The organism is Thioclava sp. JE_KL1 (assembly GCF_009296265.1).
Taxonomy (GTDB): Bacteria; Pseudomonadota; Alphaproteobacteria; order Rhodobacterales; family Rhodobacteraceae; genus Thioclava.
Genome location: NZ_WBJS01000007.1, coordinates 172,519 through 189,407, shown reverse-complemented (window position 1 = coordinate 189,407; position 16,889 = coordinate 172,519). Strand labels below are relative to the sequence as shown.

The 16,889-nt window shown below is 63.5% G+C and carries 17 protein-coding genes; 10 read left to right on the top strand and 7 right to left on the bottom strand.

The window, feature by feature from the left end; genetic code table 11:
* The first annotated feature begins 130 nt into the window (after window positions 1–130).
* The 10 genes from F8R15_RS14980 (at window position 131) to F8R15_RS14935 (ending at window position 10,598) form a co-directional block, all read left to right on the top strand.
* Window positions 131–1,522 carry a type II and III secretion system protein family protein gene (locus F8R15_RS14980; protein WP_152845126.1) on the top strand — a complete coding sequence of 464 codons (1,392 nt, stop codon included), beginning with the start codon at window positions 131–133 and terminating at the stop codon, window positions 1,520–1,522.
* A gap of 17 nt (window positions 1,523–1,539) precedes the next feature.
* On the top strand, window positions 1,540–2,169 hold the full coding sequence (locus F8R15_RS14975; protein ID WP_078545228.1) for an OmpA family protein: 630 nt from the start codon (window positions 1,540–1,542) through the stop codon (window positions 2,167–2,169).
* Between the two features lie 261 nt (window positions 2,170–2,430).
* Window positions 2,431–3,702, top strand: coding sequence for an AAA family ATPase (locus F8R15_RS14970; RefSeq protein WP_152845125.1), 1,272 nt, complete (start codon window positions 2,431–2,433; stop codon window positions 3,700–3,702).
* Between the two features lie 19 nt (window positions 3,703–3,721).
* Window positions 3,722–5,176 carry a CpaF family protein gene (locus tag F8R15_RS14965; RefSeq protein ID WP_078540238.1) on the top strand — a complete coding sequence of 485 codons (1,455 nt, stop codon included), beginning with the start codon at window positions 3,722–3,724 and terminating at the stop codon, window positions 5,174–5,176.
* A gap of 12 nt (window positions 5,177–5,188) precedes the next feature.
* Entirely contained in the window at window positions 5,189–6,148 is a 960-nt protein-coding gene (locus F8R15_RS14960; protein WP_078521894.1) for a type II secretion system F family protein, read from the top strand.
* A gap of 10 nt (window positions 6,149–6,158) precedes the next feature.
* Window positions 6,159–7,166, top strand: coding sequence for a type II secretion system F family protein (locus F8R15_RS14955; RefSeq protein ID WP_152845124.1), 1,008 nt, complete (start codon window positions 6,159–6,161; stop codon window positions 7,164–7,166).
* 4 nt (window positions 7,167–7,170) lie between these two features.
* Window positions 7,171–7,740: a tetratricopeptide repeat protein gene (locus F8R15_RS14950; protein WP_152845123.1), complete on the top strand. Its 570-nt coding sequence runs from the start codon at window positions 7,171–7,173 to the stop codon at window positions 7,738–7,740.
* Window positions 7,741–7,767: 27 nt separating this feature from the next.
* Complete coding sequence (locus F8R15_RS14945; RefSeq protein ID WP_152845122.1) at window positions 7,768–8,640, top strand: lipopolysaccharide assembly protein LapB; 873 nt, start codon at window positions 7,768–7,770, stop codon at window positions 8,638–8,640.
* A gap of 4 nt (window positions 8,641–8,644) precedes the next feature.
* Window positions 8,645–9,145 (top strand): prepilin peptidase, encoded by a 501-nt coding sequence (locus F8R15_RS14940; RefSeq protein WP_078545220.1) that lies wholly within the window; start codon window positions 8,645–8,647, stop codon window positions 9,143–9,145.
* Between the two features lie 142 nt (window positions 9,146–9,287).
* Window positions 9,288–10,598, top strand: coding sequence for an ATPase (locus tag F8R15_RS14935; protein ID WP_078604314.1), 1,311 nt, complete (start codon window positions 9,288–9,290; stop codon window positions 10,596–10,598).
* A gap of 5 nt (window positions 10,599–10,603) precedes the next feature.
* Here F8R15_RS14935 and F8R15_RS14930 read toward each other — a convergent pair whose 3' ends face one another.
* The 7 genes from F8R15_RS14930 to F8R15_RS14900 all read right to left on the bottom strand — a co-directional run bounded on the left by F8R15_RS14930 (window position 10,604) and on the right by F8R15_RS14900 (window position 16,874).
* Window positions 10,604–11,458: a LytTR family DNA-binding domain-containing protein gene (locus tag F8R15_RS14930; protein ID WP_152845121.1), complete on the bottom strand. Its 855-nt coding sequence runs from the start codon at window positions 11,456–11,458 to the stop codon at window positions 10,604–10,606.
* 105 nt (window positions 11,459–11,563) lie between these two features.
* Complete coding sequence (gene folD, locus F8R15_RS14925; RefSeq protein WP_078540244.1) at window positions 11,564–12,466, bottom strand: bifunctional methylenetetrahydrofolate dehydrogenase/methenyltetrahydrofolate cyclohydrolase FolD; 903 nt, start codon at window positions 12,464–12,466, stop codon at window positions 11,564–11,566.
* A 12-nt stretch (window positions 12,467–12,478) separates the two neighbouring features.
* Window positions 12,479–13,357, bottom strand: coding sequence for a bifunctional 5,10-methylenetetrahydrofolate dehydrogenase/5,10-methenyltetrahydrofolate cyclohydrolase (locus F8R15_RS14920; RefSeq protein ID WP_152845120.1), 879 nt, complete (start codon window positions 13,355–13,357; stop codon window positions 12,479–12,481).
* Complete coding sequence (locus F8R15_RS14915) at window positions 13,338–13,658, bottom strand: chorismate mutase (protein ID WP_152845119.1); 321 nt, start codon at window positions 13,656–13,658, stop codon at window positions 13,338–13,340. Before F8R15_RS14915 ends, F8R15_RS14920 begins: the two co-directional genes overlap by 20 nt.
* Window positions 13,659–13,725: 67 nt before the next feature.
* Window positions 13,726–15,393 (bottom strand): formate--tetrahydrofolate ligase, encoded by a 1,668-nt coding sequence (locus F8R15_RS14910; RefSeq protein WP_152845118.1) that lies wholly within the window; start codon window positions 15,391–15,393, stop codon window positions 13,726–13,728.
* A gap of 81 nt (window positions 15,394–15,474) precedes the next feature.
* Window positions 15,475–16,065, bottom strand: coding sequence for a sulfurase (locus F8R15_RS14905; protein ID WP_078545210.1), 591 nt, complete (start codon window positions 16,063–16,065; stop codon window positions 15,475–15,477).
* On the bottom strand, window positions 16,065–16,874 hold the full coding sequence (locus F8R15_RS14900; protein WP_152845117.1) for a methyltransferase domain-containing protein: 810 nt from the start codon (window positions 16,872–16,874) through the stop codon (window positions 16,065–16,067). The genes F8R15_RS14905 and F8R15_RS14900 overlap by 1 nt, the downstream gene beginning before the upstream one ends.
* Window positions 16,875–16,889 lie beyond the last annotated feature (15 nt).

Below are 16,889 nucleotides of genomic sequence, written 5' to 3'. Positions count from 1 at the left end.
CGGCGCTCAATCCATTGATTCTTGCAAAAAAACAGGTCTTGGCGCATTCTCCTTTGCAATAATGGACCAAAACAGTCCCTAAGCAGACACAAGATTTGCGAGTGGCGTGATCGGAGAGGCAGGGTCACAGATGAAATTGAAAACCTTAATGCAGGCCTGCCTATGCGGCATGGCGCTTAGCGTCGCGGTAATGAGTCCGGCGCAAGCAGACACGTTGCGGATTCTGTCCGGGGCAACTCAAGCTCCGCTGACGGTTCCGTTGAACCGCGCGGTGGTCGTGGAAAGCGACACGCCGTTTTCGGAGCTCTCGATCGCCAATCCCGGCATCGCAGACATCCAGACTCTTTCGGATCGTTCGATCTACGTGCTGGGCAAGGTGCCGGGCCGGACGACGCTGACGATCCTTGGTGCCGACGGCAAGCTGGTGTCGAATGTCGACGTTCAGGTGACGCCGGACCTCGCGGAGTTCAAGGAACGCCTCAAGCAGATCCTGCCGGGCGAGAACATCCAGGTCCGCACCGCGAATGACGGGATCGTCCTTTCGGGCACGGTCTCTTCGGCGCAGAAACTCAGCCGCGCGCTGGAGCTGGCCAATCGCTACGCGCCGGACCGGGTGTCGAACCTGATGATGGTTGGCGGTACGCAGCAGGTGATGCTGAAAGTGCGCTTCGCCGAGATGCAGCGCTCGGTCGCCAAAAGCCTCAGCTCCTCGATCAATGCCAGCATCGGTCCAAATGGAACTTTGGGCGCAGGTGCGGGCTTCGGCGGCACGACGACCACGACCACAACCGCACCCGCGCAGAGCTATGACAACGGGATCGGCATTGGCATCGGCCGGGGCACGTTCCAACTGGGCGTTCTCATCCAGGCGCTGGAAAACAAAGGCGTCGTTCGCACCCTCGCGGAACCGAACCTGACCGCACTCTCCGGCCAGTCCGCAGACTTCCTCGCCGGTGGCGAATATCCGATCCCGGTGCTCAACAACGGCGACGTGTCGATCCAGTACAAACCCTTCGGCGTCGAGATGTCCTTCACGCCGCGTGTGGTGGACGGTGACGTGATCAACCTCGAAATCGCCGCCTCGGTCTCCTCGATCGATACGGCGAACGGCTATACGAGCGGTACGTTCAACGTCAGCGCCTTCAAGAAACGCTCGACCTCGACCACGGTTGAGATGCGCGACGGCGAAAGCTTCGCGATCGCGGGCCTCCTTCAGGACGACTTCAACGATTCCGTGGGCCAGATCCCGTGGCTCGGCGATGTTCCGGTGCTCGGCGCGCTGTTCCGCTCGACCGAATTCGAACGCAAGCAATCCGAACTGGTGATCATCGTGACGCCGCATCTTGTCTCGCCCGTCAAGGGTGACACGCTGGCGCTGCCGACGGATCGCCTGAAGCCGCCAACCGAGTCCGAGCTGTTCCTCAACGGCAGAACCTCGGGCGGCAAAGCGCCGCAAAAAGGCCCTGCCGCGGAAGTCGCCAAGCAGGACTTCTCCGGCTCCTATGGCTATGTGATGGAGTGAGCGAGATGGCTGGAAACATGAAACTACGCACTCTCGCGATCACCGTCGGCACCATGGCTGTGCTGGCTGGCTGTTCGGAAGGCACCAAGACCTTCAACTCGGAGGTCGGCTCGACCACGGAAGGCTCGCTCGGCTTCGGCTCGGCCATCGCGCAGAATCAGGCGATGATGAGCGGCAGCCAAAGCTACGTCATCAATATGACGCGCAAATTCGCCGCTGACGTGCCGAACACGGTGCATTTCGCCTTTAACTCTTCGGTGCTCGATGCGCAGGCGCGCAATGCGCTGCTGATGCAGGCGAACTGGATCCGGCAGAACCCGGAAGTGCGCTTCCGCGTCTACGGACACACCGACCTCGTCGGCTCCAACGCTTACAACAAGGCTCTGGGGCTGCGGCGCGCGCGGGCCGTGGTGAATTTCCTCGTCGCGCAGGGCATCTCCCGGTCGCGGCTCGAGGCGCTCGTATCCTACGGCGAAACACATCCGCTGGTCTACACGCAGGCCCCGAACGAACAGAATCGTCGCACCGTCACCGAGGTCTCGGGTTTCGTGACCAAGGGCAAACCGATGTTGCTCGACGGCAAGTACGCGGCGGTGATCTATCGCGACTACATCGCCTCGGCGAGCGCCGGGGGCGAAGGCAACTAAGGCTCTGGATTCACCTATTTGTCTCGCTGCGGCGAGACGACACAGTACCGAACGGCGGGCGCTTTCAACAAAGCCCGCCGTTTTTCTTTATCGTCTCTCTTTATCCCACAATTGAAACAGTCTGGCCCCAATGTCGCCCAGATTGGAAACGAGATTGATCCTCGACGGAATAGGCGCGTCCAGCGAGTCGCGTCCGGTCCGCGGCGTAGCAACAGAGTTAACCGAACCCCGCCGCGGGTCACGAAAAAGAGGACAGAGGCAATGACTGCAGCAGCTATCATGACTTCGGAGCCGGCCCCGATTCAGGCGTGCACCGTGTCACGCGATGTGTCGAATTTCGACCTGTTGATCGAGGATATGGAGACCGAGCTTGGTGAAAGCTGGGGCGACCTTACCTTTGACGAAGCGGCAATCTTCCTGAGCCAACCCGATGCGGAACAGCTCGAGTTCATCGCGATCGCCGTGGATGGCGAAGACGAGGATGAACTGACCAAGATCTCCGGCATCATCACCGAGGCGAAGGACCGTAATATTCGCGTCATCCTGATCGCCGACGAGGTCAGCCCGATCGCGCTGCATCAGCTGCTGCGTCTGGGTGCCGATGATTTCGTCCCCTACCCGCTTCCTGAAGGTGCGCTGCACGATGCGATCGAGCGTCTGGGCCAAGCCGCGCCGCCGCCCGAGATGTCGCCCCCCATGCACGCCCCGACCTTTGCGGCGACCGGCAACCATGATGGTGTCGTTCTTCCGGTCCACGGCCTTTCGGGCGGTGTCGGCGCGAGCACCTTCGCGATGAACCTCGCCTGGGAAATGGCGACGATCCATGACGGCAAAAAGAAGAAGAAAAAAGAGCCTTCTACCTCGCCGAAGGTGTGCCTGCTCGATCTCGACCTGCAATTCGGCGCTGCGGCGACCTATCTCGACCTGCCGCGTCGCGAGGTGATCTACGAGATGCTCGCCGATACCGAGCATATGGATAAGGAAACCTTCCGGCAGGCGATGCTCAGCTTCAACGACAAGCTCGATGTGCTGACTGCACCGACCGACATGCTGCCGCTCGATCTGCTGAGCGGCGAGGATCTGGAGCGCCTGATCGACATGGCGCGCGCGCATTACGATTTCGTCGTGATCGACATGCCCTCGACCGTGGTCAGCTGGACCGAGACGGTGCTGAACAAGGCGCATCTCTACTTCGCGCTGATTGAGCTGGATATGCGCTCGGCCCAGAACGTGCTGCGGATGCAGCGTGCTCTGAAATCCGAAGGGCTGCCGACCGAGAAGCTGCGCTACGTGCTCAACCGCGCGCCGAAATTCACCGATCTCAACGGCAAGGCCCGCGTGAAGCGTCTGGCTGAGAGCCTCGATATCTCGCTCGAACTGCTGATGAGCGATGGCGGCAAGCAGATCACGCAGGCCAACGACCACGGGCTCCCGCTGGCGCTCTCGGCGCCGAAAGTGCCGCTGCGCAAGGAATTCCAGAAGCTCGCCGGCTCGCTGGTAGAGCTGAACGAAGCCGTCGAAGCGGCCGCCTGACCCGAAAGGACACGTCCAGATGTTTTCGCGCTACAAGAAAGACGGGGCAAAGCCCACCAACGGCAAGGCCGCCCCCCCGCCGCCCGCGCCCGGTGCCGCCAAGCCGCCGCCGATCGACGCTGCGCCGAAGACGCAGGTGCATCGCAAGATGGCGCCTCAGAAGGTCGCAGCCGACCCGGTGGCCGTCGACAAGGAAAAGAAGCGCAAGCAGCGCCTTCAGGAACTCAAGGTGGAGCTGCACAAGCGTCTGCTGGAGAACCTGAACCTCGCCGCGCTCGAGCACGCCTCCGAACGCGAGCTGCGCGCGGAGATCGCCGACATCACCGCCGAGGCGATGACCGAGCTTTCGGTCGCGCTGAACGCGCAGGACCGCCAGGCGCTGCAGCAGGAGCTTTACGACGAGGTCATGGGCCTCGGCCCGCTCGAACCGCTGCTCAAGGACGAGACCGTCAACGATATTCTGGTCAACGGCCCGCAGCAGATCTTCATCGAGCGCGACGGCAAACTCGAACTGAGCGACATCACCTTCAAGGATGAACGCCACCTGCTGCGCATCATCGACAAGATCGTGTCGGCCGTGGGTCGTCGCGTCGATGAATCCAACCCTTACGTCGACGCCCGTCTCGCCGACGGCTCGCGTTTCAATGCGATGGTACCGCCGATCGCGGTGGACGGCTCGCTCGTCTCCATTCGTAAGTTCAAGAAGGACAAGCTCGGGATCGACGATCTCGTCAATTACGGCGCCTTCACCGAGGAAATGGCGGCCTATCTGCAAGCCGCCGTCGCGACGCGTCTCAACGTGATCGTCTCGGGCGGGACGGGCTCGGGTAAGACGACGACGCTCAATGCGCTGTCGTCCTTCATCGACAACGCCGAGCGCATTCTGACGATCGAGGACACGGCCGAACTTCAGCTGCAACAGACCCATGTGGGCCGGATGGAAAGCCGTCCGCCCAACGTCGAAGGCAAGGGCGCGGTCACCCAGCGCGACTGTCTCAGGAACGCGCTGCGGATGCGTCCCGACCGTATCATCGTCGGCGAAACGCGCGGCGAGGAAGTGATCGACATGTTGCAGGCCATGAACACCGGCCACGACGGGTCGATGACCACAATCCACGCGAACTCGGCCCGTGACGGCGTGGCGCGTCTGGAGAACATGATCTCGATGTCGGGCATCGAGATGCCGATGAAGGCGATGCGTAGCCAGATCGCGTCGGCTGTGAATCTGATCGTGCAGGCCTCGCGTCTGCAGGACGGCTCGCGCCGCATGGTCTCGGTGACGGAAGTCACCGGCATGGAAGGCGACGTGATCTCGATGCAGGAAGTCTTCCGCTACGAGCGTCTCGGCCTCGCCCCCGACGGCAAGATCATCGGCCGCTTCACCGCGACCGGCGTGCGCTCGCATTATTCCGATCGGTTCCGGCAATGGGGCTACGACCTGCCGGCTTCGATCTACGAACCCGTGCAGGACTAAGGACACCCCGCCATGGCGACCCCCATTATCTACCTGCTGATCTTCGTCGCAGTGCTGCTGCTCGTCGAAGGCGTCTATCTGCTGTTCTTCGGCAAATCGATCTCGCTCAACAAGCGGGTCAATCGCCGCCTCGAGATGCTCAACAAGGGTGAGCGGCGCGAAGAGGTGCTGGAACGTCTGCGCAAGGAAGCGACGCAGCATAACGACGCGCGCTCGATCCCGCTCTATTCGCTGCTGGCCGACAAGGCGCAGAAGGGCAATATCGCCTTCTCGCCGATGGCCCTGATCGGCATCATGGCCTTCGCCTGTTTCGCCGCCTTCATCGCGCTCACGGTGGCCTCGCAGGCGGGACTCTTCATCCGTATTTTCCTCGCGCTCTTCATGGGCGTGGGCGGCGTGTTCTTCTGGGTCAGCTCAAAGGCCAAGAAGCGCATGGCGCTGATGGAGGAGCAACTTCCCGATGCGGTGGAACTGATGGTGCGCAGCTTGCGCGTGGGCCATCCGCTGGCCTCCGCGATCCAGGCCGTCGCACGCGAAATCCCCGATCCGATGGGCACCGAGTTCGGCATCATCGCCGACGAGGCCGCCTATGGGCGCAACGTGGCCGAAGCGATCTCGGAAATGGCCGAACGTCTGGATATGCAGGATCTGCGCTTCCTCGCGGTCGCCGTGTCGATCCAGCAGACCTCGGGCGGCAACCTCGCCGAAGTTCTCGAAGGTCTGTCGAAGGTCATCCGCTCGCGCTTCCGGCTGTTCCGCCGCGTGAAGGCGATCACCGCAGAGCCGCGCTGGTCGGGCATCTTCCTGTCGGCCTTCCCCGTCGTGGTGATGGTGATCATTCAGGTCGTCTCGCCCGACTATTATGACGAGGTCAAAACGACCGCCGCCTTCATTCCAGCCGCCATCGTGGTGTTCCTGCTGCTCGGCGCCAACGTGATCTTCATGAAGGTCATGACAACCATCAAGGTCTGAGGAGAGCCCAATGGATTTCGCTGCCATCAACCAGATGCTGACCGATGCGCTCGGGCCGATGGGGCCGATGATCGCTCTGGCGGCGCTCGGCGGGCTTCTGGTGCTCGCCGCGATCCCTGCGCTCCTGAAGAAGCGCGAGGATCCGTTCGACAAGATCCGTGGGAAAGCCCCGCGCCAGCCGCGCCAGAATACCGGCGGCAACACGGACAAAACGAACCAGAAGCTGCGCGACACTCAGAGCGACAAGCTGCAGAAATATTCGGCCTTCCTCGAGCCGCAAAACGCCGAGGAACTGTCGGAGTCGCGGAAATGGCTGCAATCGGCCGGCTATCGCGGCCCGAATGCCGTGCGCACCTTCCACGCGGTCCAGTTCGCGGCGGGCATCGGCCTGCTTGCGCTCGGCTCGCTTTATGTCGTGCTCTACAACTCCGGCGCGCCCGAGGGGCAAAGCATGGGGATGCTGGGCACGGTGCTCTGGGTGCTCGGCCCCGGCGGCGTCGGATATTACGGCCCGAAATACTGGGTGAACAAGCGCGTGAAAGCGCGCACCGACGAGATGCAAAACGGTTTCCCGGACTCGCTCGACATGCTGCTCGTCTGCGTCGAGGCGGGCCAGTCGCTCGATCAGGGGATCATCCGGGTCTCGAAAGAGCTGAACAAATCCTACCCGGCCCTGTCCGAGGAATTCGCGATGGTCGCCCACGAGATCAAGGCCGGTCTCGACAAGTCGACCGTGCTACGCAATTTCGGCGAACGTTCTGGCGTGCCGGATATCGCGAGCTTCGTGACCGTGATGATCCAGTCGCAGCAATTCGGCACCTCGATCGCCGAGGCCCTGCGCCTCTATGCCGCCGACATGCGCGACAAGCGGATCATGCGCGCCGAGGAAGCCGCCAACAAGATCCCCACCAAGATGACGCTGGGCACGATGATGTTCACCGTGCCGCCGCTTCTGATCATTCTTGTTGGTCCGTCGATCCATGATATGCTTGAGAACTTCAGGAATATGGGCATTTGACGGTATGACCCCAAAGCGCCGCGGCCTGATACTGGCCGCGCTGACAGTAAGCACACTGGCCGCCTGCAACCCGGGCGGCCTTTCGGCTGAGAAACGGGGCGCTTTCGCCCCCGGCACCAAACCCGGTGCGGAGGCGGTCGACGGGCTTCTCGTCGGTCACCGGCTGATGGACGCGGGCGAATACGAGCTTGCGCTCAAGGCCTATTACCGCGCGGCGGGCCAGCATGGCGCGACGGCGGAAATCCTCTCGGGCATCGGTTCGGCCGACCTGAAACTGGGACGCCTGAACCAAGCCGAACAGATGCTGCGCCGTGCGACCGAGGCCGATCAGACCTTCGTGCCGGCATGGAATAACCTTGGCGTCGTTCTGATGGAGCGCGGCAAATACGCCGAAGCCGCGCGCGTCTTCAAACTCGCCTTCGCGCTGGACAGTGGCCAATCGGACGCGATCAAGCAAAACCTCAAGCGGGCGCTCGCAAAAATAGAAGAGCCGGGTTACGCTGCGCCACAGGACAAGCAGTTCACGCTCGTCAGGAAAGGGGTCGGTGACTACCTGCTGCTGACGAAGCACTGAGGCTCGAGCAAAAAGGACGCAGGTAACATGCGCCACCCGATCTTTCTGGCAGCCTTGGCTGGCTGCGCGATGACTCTCTCCGGCTGTATGGGCAATAACAGCGACGCCGAAGTCGCGCGCGCGATGAAAAGCGTGAATGCCGTTGATGAGACCAACCTCACCGACATCATGCTGACGGTCGCCGATCCGAACGAGGCCGTGACCTATTTCACGCGGCTGTCCAACGACCACCCCGATCGGATCGACGCCAAGCGCGGCCTCGCGAAATCGCTGGTGCGCGCGCAAAAGCCCGTGCAGGCCGTGAAGGTCTGGCAAGAGGTTCTCGCCATGCCGGGCGCGACCAATGACGACCGCGTGTCGATGGCCGAGGCGCAGATCCGCTCCAATGACTGGTCCGGGGCGAAGGCCACGCTGGACACCGTGCCGCCGACCCACGAGACCTATGATCGCTACCGGCTCGAAGCGATGGTGGCCGATAGCGAGAAACAGTGGAAGAAGGCCGACAGCTTCTACGAGACCGCGGCGGGCCTGACCACGAAGCCCGCGGGCATCTACAACAACTGGGGCTTCTCCAAGCTCAGCCGCGGCGATGCCGCAGGCGCCGAGAAGCTGTTCAAGGAAGCGCTCACCTACGATCCGACCCGCTTCACCACGAAGAACAACCTCGTGCTCGCGCGGGCCAGCCAGGGCAAATACGACCTGCCCGTTATCGACATGACCCAGACGGAACGCGCGCAGCTTCTGTATACGGCGGGTCTGGCCGCGGTGAAGCGCGGCGACGTCAATATCGGCAAGACGCTGTTGCAAGACGCGATCGACACCAATCCGCAATATTTCGCGGAGGCCGACCGGGCGCTTAAGGCGCTCGATCAGGGATCGTCGAGCGCACTGAAAGGCTAAGAGGATGCTCGGTCTCGCCCCGCCCCTGTCGGCGCTGATCTTTCTGGTGCTGATCACCCCGGTTTGCGCCTGGGTGGTCTTCACCGATCTCAAATACATGAAAATCCGCAACAAGGCAGTGCTGGCGCTTCTGGTGATCTTCGCTTTCGCGGGACCGTTCCTCTTGCCGATCGACGTCTATGCCTGGCGGTGGAGCCATGCGCTGGTCGTCTTCGTGATCGGTTACATCCTGAACCAGATCGCGCATTTCGGTGCGGGCGACGCGAAATTCGCAGCCGCAGCCGCGCCGTTCTTCTCGCATGAGCTGTTCGACGTGCAGTTGACGATGTTCCTGCTCTGCGCCTTCCTGCTTGCGGCCTTCGCCGCGCACCGGATCTTTCGCGCAATCCCCGCCGTGGTGAACGCCACGCCCGACTGGGTGAGCTGGAAGCGCAAGGACTTCCCGATGGGGCTGGCGCTGGTCGGCACGCTCTGGGCGTATCTGCTGCTCGTGGCGCTGGGCTGATTGTTCAGCCTCCCGATCGGGTATCGCGGCGATTACCCGGTTTTTCCAACATTTGGCCACAATCACCGGCAAGATTGGCCCGGACCGATCTTAGCCCCCGCGCAGGACCAAAGCGGGGTGCACAGCCGAGAGGACGCGCCAGATGAACATGATGACCTCGAATGTCATCGCCCCGGCCCCGCCGCGCGCGCTGGAGGAAACCGGGCTGAACGTCGTGATGATGCGGGACATCCTGCTCAAGACGATGTTCCGCACCAATACGGACACGGCCTCTGCGCTGTCCAAGCTGCTCTGCCTGCCGATGACGATGGTGCAGGACCTGATCGACATGTGCCGCAAGCAGGGCCTGTTGGAGGCGATGGGCACGCTGCACGCCAATTCCGGCGGCGAGATGGGCTTCCAGCTGTCGGACACCGGCAAGGCGCGCGCGCTCGATGCGCTTGCGCAGTCGGAATATTACGGCGCGATGCCGGTGCCGCTGACCGTCTATCGCGAACAGGTGAAGCGCCAGTCGATCCGCAACATCCAGCTCACTCGCCAGCAGCTTCTGGGTGCGATGGGCCACCTGATCCTGCCGCCCGACCTGATCGGCCAGCTTGGCCCGGCGGTCTCCTCGGGGCGCTCGATCCTGATGTATGGCCCGCCCGGCAACGGGAAATCCTCGATCTCTAACGGCATCCGCGACGCGATCGGCGACAATATCTTCATCCCCCGCGCCATCGAATATGCGGGCCAGATCATCACCGTCTACGACCCGATCGTACACACCCCCGTCCCGGTCGAGGAAGACGACCCGACTTCGCTGCGCAAGCGCGGGATGCAGTTCGATCAGCGCTACGTCTATTGCGAGCGCCCGACCGTGATCACCGGCGGTGAACTTTCGCTCGACATGCTCGACCTGAAATACAACGCAACTGCGCGCACCTATACCGCGCCGCTGCAGTTCAAATCGGCTGGCGGCGTCTTCATCGTGGACGACCTTGGCCGTCAGGCCGAGCCGCCGCAGAAGCTCGTGAACCGCTGGATCGTTCCGCTGGAAGAGAACCGCGATATCCTCTCGCTGCAATCGGGCGAGAAATTCGAGGTGCCCTTCGACACGCTCGTGATCTTCTCGACCAACTTCCACCCGAACGAGATCTTCGATAAGGCGGCGCTGCGTCGTATCTTCTTCAAGATCAAGATCGACGGGCCGAACCAGTCCGACTATCTCAAAATTTTCCAGATGATGGCGAAGAAGCGCAACATGCCGCTCGACGAGAAGGCGCTGCTGCATCTGCTGAAGGTGAAGTACCCCACCATCGACAATATCTACGCGAACTATCAGCCGGTCTTCCTGATCGACCAGATGATTTCGATCTGCGAATTCGAGGGCATCCCCTATCAGATGACGCCGGAGCTGGTGGATCGCGCCTGGGACAACATGTTCGTCAGAGACGAGGTGATCGTCCACTAAAGGCGCTACTGGGCGGCCATCCCATCGGTATCGGGCGCGCGGAACCGCGCCGCCTCGACCTGTGGCTGGTAGGTGCGCGAGACGGGCACCTCTACGCCATCGGCCATCTGCAGGAAGACGCGCCCCTTCTCCTTGCGCATGCCGCGCACCGCATCACGCGCGACCCAATGCGAGCGATGGACCTGCAGGCCCGGCGCGCCCTCGGTCTCGGCAATCGCATCGGCAAGCCGGATCAGCAGGCTCGTCTCCCCGGCTTCGGTCACCACGTCGACATAGTGGTCATTCACCGCGAGGCGGATCAGCGGTGCGCGCAGGTCAGGCTCGAGCCGATACAGCAAACGCGGCGTGGGCGAAGACAGAGCCCCCTTACCCGCTGCCTCAACGTCCCGGCGGGCCTGCTTCTCCGCAGCGTCCACTGAAGCCTCCTGCGTCCGCTTCGGGCGCCCCTGCTGAGGCGCCATCCAGTGCCGCAGTGTGGAGCCTGCCATTGAGAGGCCGAGGATATAGCCCGCCATGTGGAATATCTCGAACCCCCGGAAGTTGGGCTTCGCCGCAAGCAGCAGAACGAGCAGGTAAAGCGGCACAGTCAGTACCAAAGCGGAAAGGCCGGCAAGCGTGGGCGCCTCGTAGCGGAACCGGCGCAAACCCAGCTTCCGCCGCACAAAAATGCGGATCGCCGCGCCAATCAGGATGCCGACCGCGACACTGAGCGGCCAGAAAATCACGCGCGCACCGAGCGACATGGATTCGAGAGTGTTGAACGGGCCGGCCACGATGCCGAATAGCGATGCCACGACCCAGATCACCGGCAGAGCCGGGATCTTCAATGCCCGCCAATATATTTTCCAGAAACCTGCCATTGCCGTCACGCCCCAATGACGCCTGGGTAACGCAAGCGTTACGGTTCCGACAACGGCAAAGGCCGCTTACCCCACCCAACCTGTGGAAATCCTTACCTACCTTTGTCAGGCAGTCAAACCCTCAGGTTCGGGCAGGTTGTTCGCGCGGCAGCAGGCGGTGACCGTGTTGGCCAGAAGGCAGGCGATGGTCATCGGGCCGACGCCGCCCGGCACCGGGGTGATCGCGCCCGCGACCTCCTTGGCGCTGTCGAAATCGACATCGCCCACCAGCCGGGTCTTGCCCTCGCCCTTCTCGGGCGCGTCGATCCGGTTGATACCGACATCGATCACGGTCGCGCCGGGCTTCACCCAGTCGCCCGGGATCATGCGCGGGCGGCCCACGGCGGCCACGAGGATATCGGCGCCCCGGCAGACATCGGCGAGATCCTTGGTGCGGCTATGCGCGATGGTGACGGTGCAGCTGTCGCGCAGCAGCAGTTGCGCCATCGGCTTGCCGACGATGTTCGAGCGGCCCACCACGACGGCATTCAGCCCCGAGAGGCTGCCCAGTTGGTCGCGCAGCATCATCAGGCAGCCCAACGGCGTGCAGGGCACCATCGACTTCTGCCCGGTGCCCAGAAGGCCCACATTGAGGATATGGAAGCCATCGACATCCTTCGCGGGGGTAATCGAGTTGATCACCTTCTCCTCGTCGATGTGATCGGGCAACGGCAGCTGCACGAGGATGCCATGCACCGCCGGATCGGCGTTGAGCTTCTCGACCAGCGCCAGCAGATCGGCCTCGGAGGTCTCCGCGGGCAGCTTGTGCTCGTAGGAGTTCATCCCGGCTTCGAGCGTCTGCTTGCCCTTGTTGCGCACATAGACTTGGCTGGCCGGGTCTTCGCCCACCAGCACCACTGCGAGCCCCGGCGTGATGCCGTGTTCCTCTTGCAGCCGGGTGACATGCTCGGCCACTTTCTCGCGCACGCTCGCTGCGAAGGCCTTCCCGTCGATGATCGTCGCCGTCATTTCATTCCTCCGTCACTCCGCCGCCGCGAAGGTCGTGCGGTAATGGTCCATCTGCATGCGGGTCGCGCGGACCGCGTTGTTCATCAGCGTCGAGACCGTGACCGGCCCCACCCCGCCCGGCACGGGCGTGATCCAGCCCGCCACCTCGGCGCAGCTGTCGAAATCTGCGTCGCCCACGGTGCGCCCCTCGACCCGGTTGATGCCGATATCGATCAGCGCCGCACCGGGTTTGAGCATCTCGCCATGGACCAGCCCCGGCTTACCGACCGCGACGAACACGGCATCGGCGGCGCGCGAATGCACCGAGACCTGCCGCGTCATGTGGTGGCACACGGTGACGGTGGCCCCGAGCCCCATCATCAGGAAGGCGATCGGCTTGCCCACGATCTCCGAGTGGCCGATCACGCAGACATTGAGCCCTTCGGTCTGGAGCGGCAGGGATTTCAGGATCTCCACCGCCGCGACGGCCGTGCAGGGGCCCAGTTCCAGCTCGTTATAGACGATGTTGCCGATCGAGGACGGGTGCATCCCCTCCACGTCCTTGAGCGGATGCACCGCCTTCTGCAGAACCTTGACCGGGATATGGGCGGGCAGCGGGCGCTGGATGATGATGCCGTTGACGCGCGGATCCGCGTTCAGACCGGCCAGCACGCCCTGAAGCTGTTCGAGGCTGATCGTCTCGGGGTAGTTGCGCACCTCGAAGGCCACGCCGGCTTTCTCGGCGTATTTCTTCTGGTTGCGCACATAGAGTTCGGCGGCGGCGACATCGCCGACAGAGATCGAGACGAGGCACGGCGCCCAGCCCGCCTCCGACAGCCTCTGTGCCTCGGCAAAGGTCTCGTCCAGCTTGACCTGCGCAAGCGCCTTTCCGTCAATGATCGTGGCGCTCATCGGGGTCTCCCTTGCCCAGAACCTGTTCTTCCTGCGCGATGAAATGCTCGATCATCTCGCGCCACAGACGGTCGGCGAGATCGGGATCGAGCCCGGCAGGACCGGCGGCGGCGCGTACCTTTGCCACCACATCCTCGACCCGGTCGGGGATGCGTGCCGGCCAGCCATTTTCTTGTTTGAGTTCCGCCGCACGGGCGATCAGCCGGGTGCGCGCACCGAGCATCTCGACCAGCTCCCGGTCGAGCGCATCGATCGCGACGCGCAGCTCTTCCATCGTGTGCAGGTCTGACGGAGATTTCATCGACAAGGCTCCCGGAACACTCGCGCCCCCTATCGCAGCTTGGCCCAACAAGCTCAAGACCGCGCCCCTAGAACAAACCCGTGATGCGGCCTTCGGCATCGAGGCCGATCGTCTCCGCAGCCGGGTGCCGGGGAAGGCCCGGCATGGTCATGATTTCACCGCAGATCACCACGACGAACCCCGCCCCCGCCGAGAGCCGCACTTCGCGGATCGGCAGCGTATGGCCCGAGGGCGCCCCGCGCAGCGTCGGGTCCGCGCTGAAGGAATACTGCGTCTTGGCCACGCAGATCGGCAGGTTTCCATAGCCCGCCGCTTCCCAGTCACGCAGCTGGTTGAGGATCTTCTGATCGGCATAGACGTCGCTCGCGTGGTAGATGCGCGTTGCGATGGTCTCGATCTTTTCCAGTAGCGGCATGTCATCGGGATAGAGCGGTGCGAATTGCGACGGGCGCTCGGTCAGCGCGACGATCTTCTCCGCCAGCGCCTCGGTGCCTGCGCCGCCATCGGCCCAATGGGTGCACAGGACCGCCTCCACGCCCTGCGCCTCGGCGGCGGCGCGCACCGCAGCGATCTCGTCCTCGGTATCGGCGGTGAAGCGGTTGATCGCGACCACGACCGGCACGCCGAATTTCTTCATATTCGCGATGTGACGCGCGAGATTGGCACAGCCCGCCTCGACGGCGGCCACGTTCTCCGCGCCGAGATCCGCTTTCGCGACACCGCCATTCATCTTCAGCGCCCGCACTGTCGCCACGACCACCGCAGCATTCGGGCTCAGCCCGGCCTTGCGGCATTTGATGTCGAAGAACTTCTCCGCTCCCAGATCGGCCCCGAAGCCCGCTTCGGTCACGACGTAATCGGCCAGCTTGAGCGCGCTTTGCGTCGCGATCACCGAGTTGCAGCCATGCGCGATATTGGCGAAAGGCCCGCCATGCACGAAGGCGGGCGTGCCCTCCAGCGTCTGCACGAGATTGGGCTGCAGCGCGTCTTTCAGCAGCACCACCATCGCACCATCGGCCCCGATCTCGGCGCAGGTCACGGGCGAGCGGTCGCGGCGATAGCCTACGACGATCCGACCCAGCCGCTCCTGCAAATCCGTCAGATCGCGACTAAGGCAGAGGCAGGCCATGACCTCCGAGGCCACCGTAATGTCGAAGCCGGTCTGGCGCGGAAAGCCGTTCGAGACGCCGCCAAGGCTGACGACGATGTCGCGCAGCGCCCGGTCGTTCATGTCGAGCACGCGCCGCCATGTGATCCGGCGCGCGTCGATCTCGAGCGCGTTGCCCCAATGGATATGGTTGTCGATCATCGCCGAGAGCAGGTTATGCGCCGCCCCGACCGCGTGGAAATCGCCGGTGAAATGGAGGTTCATCGACTCCATCGGCACGACCTGCGCGTAACCGCCGCCCGCGGCCCCGCCCTTCATCCCGAAATTCGGACCGAGCGAGGCTTCGCGCAGGCAGATCGCGGCGCGTTTGCCGATCCGGGACAGCCCGTCGCCCAGACCTACGGTCGTCGTCGTCTTGCCCTCGCCCGCCGGGGTTGGCGAGATCGCGGTGACGAGGATCAGCTTGCCGGTCTCGCGCGCGTCCAGCCCAGCGATGAACTCCGCCTCCAGCTTCGCCTTGTCGCGGCCATAGGGGATCAGCGCCTCTTCGGGGATATCCAGCTTCGCCGCGATTTCCGGCATCGGGCGCAGCGTCGCGGCACGGGCAATCTCTAAGTCACTGGTCATCTGGGCCTCCTGCTGAGGGAGGGTAGCCATTTGACGGCGGGGCGAAAGGGAAAGAAGCGACCGTTGCGGGATTAAATCGCCTCAGCGGACCTCGTCCATCAGCTCCCAGGCGCGCTGATCGGGAATATGCAGCCGCAGGGTTTCGCCCACGACCAGACGGCCGGGACGCTCCACCCAAGCGGTGACGCCGCGCCGACCTTGGGCGGCCGGTTTGTAGCGCTTGCCCTTCTCGGGATGGTGCTCTTCGATCACCCGGCCCGGCAGGACACAGGGGCGGTTCTCCATATCCACCACGAAGGTCAGCCCGGTCTCGTTCTGCAGCCGCGCCGAGGGCGGGATATGGGTCAGGTCCGGCAAACCGCGCAGCACGATCGTCGCGCCGACCCAAGAGGGATCGATCTCCGGAACGCCCATCGCGAAGGCGGTCTCGGCCAGTTCCTCCGCCGAGAGGATCGTCAGCTGGCGGACATTGGCGATCTCGGTGCCCTTGGGATGCTGATCGGTCACCCGCGAGCAGGAAGGGCGCGTGCGCCCGCCATGCAGTTCTCCCACGGGACCGTCGAAGGTGAAGTCGATCTCTTCGACCGGGGTCGAGGTCAGTTGTCCCTCGGTGGTCACCAGGCCGAGCCAGACGACCTCCCCTTGATACTGCGTGGGTTTCAGCGCGGCCATCAGCCCCTCTTTGACAAGACGACAAACAGACGACGGAACGGGAAAAAGACGCTGCCATCGTCCCGCAGAGGATAAACCGTCTCGAGCGCGGTTTCATAGCGTTCGATGAGAACCTGCGCTTCAGTGTCGCCTAGGAGTCGCAGGAAAGGACGCATCGCCGTGCTTTCCGTGAAGCGGCGCACCGGATGCGCGCCCGGCGTGGGTTCCAACTCCTGCAGATATTCTGTGTGCCAGATGTCGACCTCGCCCAAGGGGCTGAGCATCTTCGCGTAATCCACCGCAGGGGCCACGGGCGGCACCCAGCCCGCGAAGTTGAACCGGTCGGGGAACATCTCCTGCGACAGCTCGCGCAGGATGCGATGCGACGGCGCGCCATGCTGGGCGGGCATCTGCACCGCCAGAACGCCGCCCTCGCGCAGTTCTCCGGCAAGACGCGGGAAGAGCGTTGCATGATCGGGCAGCCAATGCAGCGCCGCGTTGGAGAAGATCATCGCCGGCGGCTTGTTGGGCACCCATTCGGAAATGTCGACCAGATCGCAGTGGTGATAGGCGCCGGTCGCCGCGGCGCGCTTCAGCATCGCCTCGGAATTGTCGACACCCACGATCTTGCGCTTCGGGTAGTGGTGGTTCAGCGCCTCGGCCACCGCGCCGTTGCCGCAGCCCAGATCGATGATCTTGCCGCGCTCGGGCAGGTGCGGCACCCGGGCCAGAAGGTCGAGTGCCGGGCGCAGCCTCAGATTGCGGAACCGCGCATAAGCGTCTGGGTCCCAATCGGCTGCGCCCGGCACTGAAGCGTCACGCGTGACCATTCTCGCGAACCTTCG

Coding starts and splice junctions, on each gene's coding strand:
- F8R15_RS14915 (WP_152845119.1), bottom strand. CDS start 13,658: ATGAAATCTCCGTCAGACCTGCACACGATGGAAGAGCTGCGCGTCGCG.
- F8R15_RS14910 (WP_152845118.1), bottom strand. CDS start 15,393: ATGACCAGTGACTTAGAGATTGCCCGTGCCGCGACGCTGCGCCCGATG.
- F8R15_RS14905 (WP_078545210.1), bottom strand. CDS start 16,065: ATGGCCGCGCTGAAACCCACGCAGTATCAAGGGGAGGTCGTCTGGCTC.
- F8R15_RS14965 (WP_078540238.1), top strand. CDS start 3,722: ATGTTTTCGCGCTACAAGAAAGACGGGGCAAAGCCCACCAACGGCAAG.
- F8R15_RS14970 (WP_152845125.1), top strand. CDS start 2,431: ATGACTGCAGCAGCTATCATGACTTCGGAGCCGGCCCCGATTCAGGCG.
- F8R15_RS14945 (WP_152845122.1), top strand. CDS start 7,768: ATGCGCCACCCGATCTTTCTGGCAGCCTTGGCTGGCTGCGCGATGACT.
- F8R15_RS14975 (WP_078545228.1), top strand. CDS start 1,540: ATGAAACTACGCACTCTCGCGATCACCGTCGGCACCATGGCTGTGCTG.
- folD (WP_078540244.1), bottom strand. CDS start 12,466: ATGACGGCGACGATCATCGACGGGAAGGCCTTCGCAGCGAGCGTGCGC.
- F8R15_RS14960 (WP_078521894.1), top strand. CDS start 5,189: ATGGCGACCCCCATTATCTACCTGCTGATCTTCGTCGCAGTGCTGCTG.
- F8R15_RS14930 (WP_152845121.1), bottom strand. CDS start 11,458: ATGGCAGGTTTCTGGAAAATATATTGGCGGGCATTGAAGATCCCGGCT.
- F8R15_RS14950 (WP_152845123.1), top strand. CDS start 7,171: ATGACCCCAAAGCGCCGCGGCCTGATACTGGCCGCGCTGACAGTAAGC.
- F8R15_RS14935 (WP_078604314.1), top strand. CDS start 9,288: ATGAACATGATGACCTCGAATGTCATCGCCCCGGCCCCGCCGCGCGCG.
- F8R15_RS14980 (WP_152845126.1), top strand. CDS start 131: ATGAAATTGAAAACCTTAATGCAGGCCTGCCTATGCGGCATGGCGCTT.
- F8R15_RS14900 (WP_152845117.1), bottom strand. CDS start 16,874: ATGGTCACGCGTGACGCTTCAGTGCCGGGCGCAGCCGATTGGGACCCA.
- F8R15_RS14920 (WP_152845120.1), bottom strand. CDS start 13,357: ATGAGCGCCACGATCATTGACGGAAAGGCGCTTGCGCAGGTCAAGCTG.
- F8R15_RS14955 (WP_152845124.1), top strand. CDS start 6,159: ATGGATTTCGCTGCCATCAACCAGATGCTGACCGATGCGCTCGGGCCG.
- F8R15_RS14940 (WP_078545220.1), top strand. CDS start 8,645: ATGCTCGGTCTCGCCCCGCCCCTGTCGGCGCTGATCTTTCTGGTGCTG.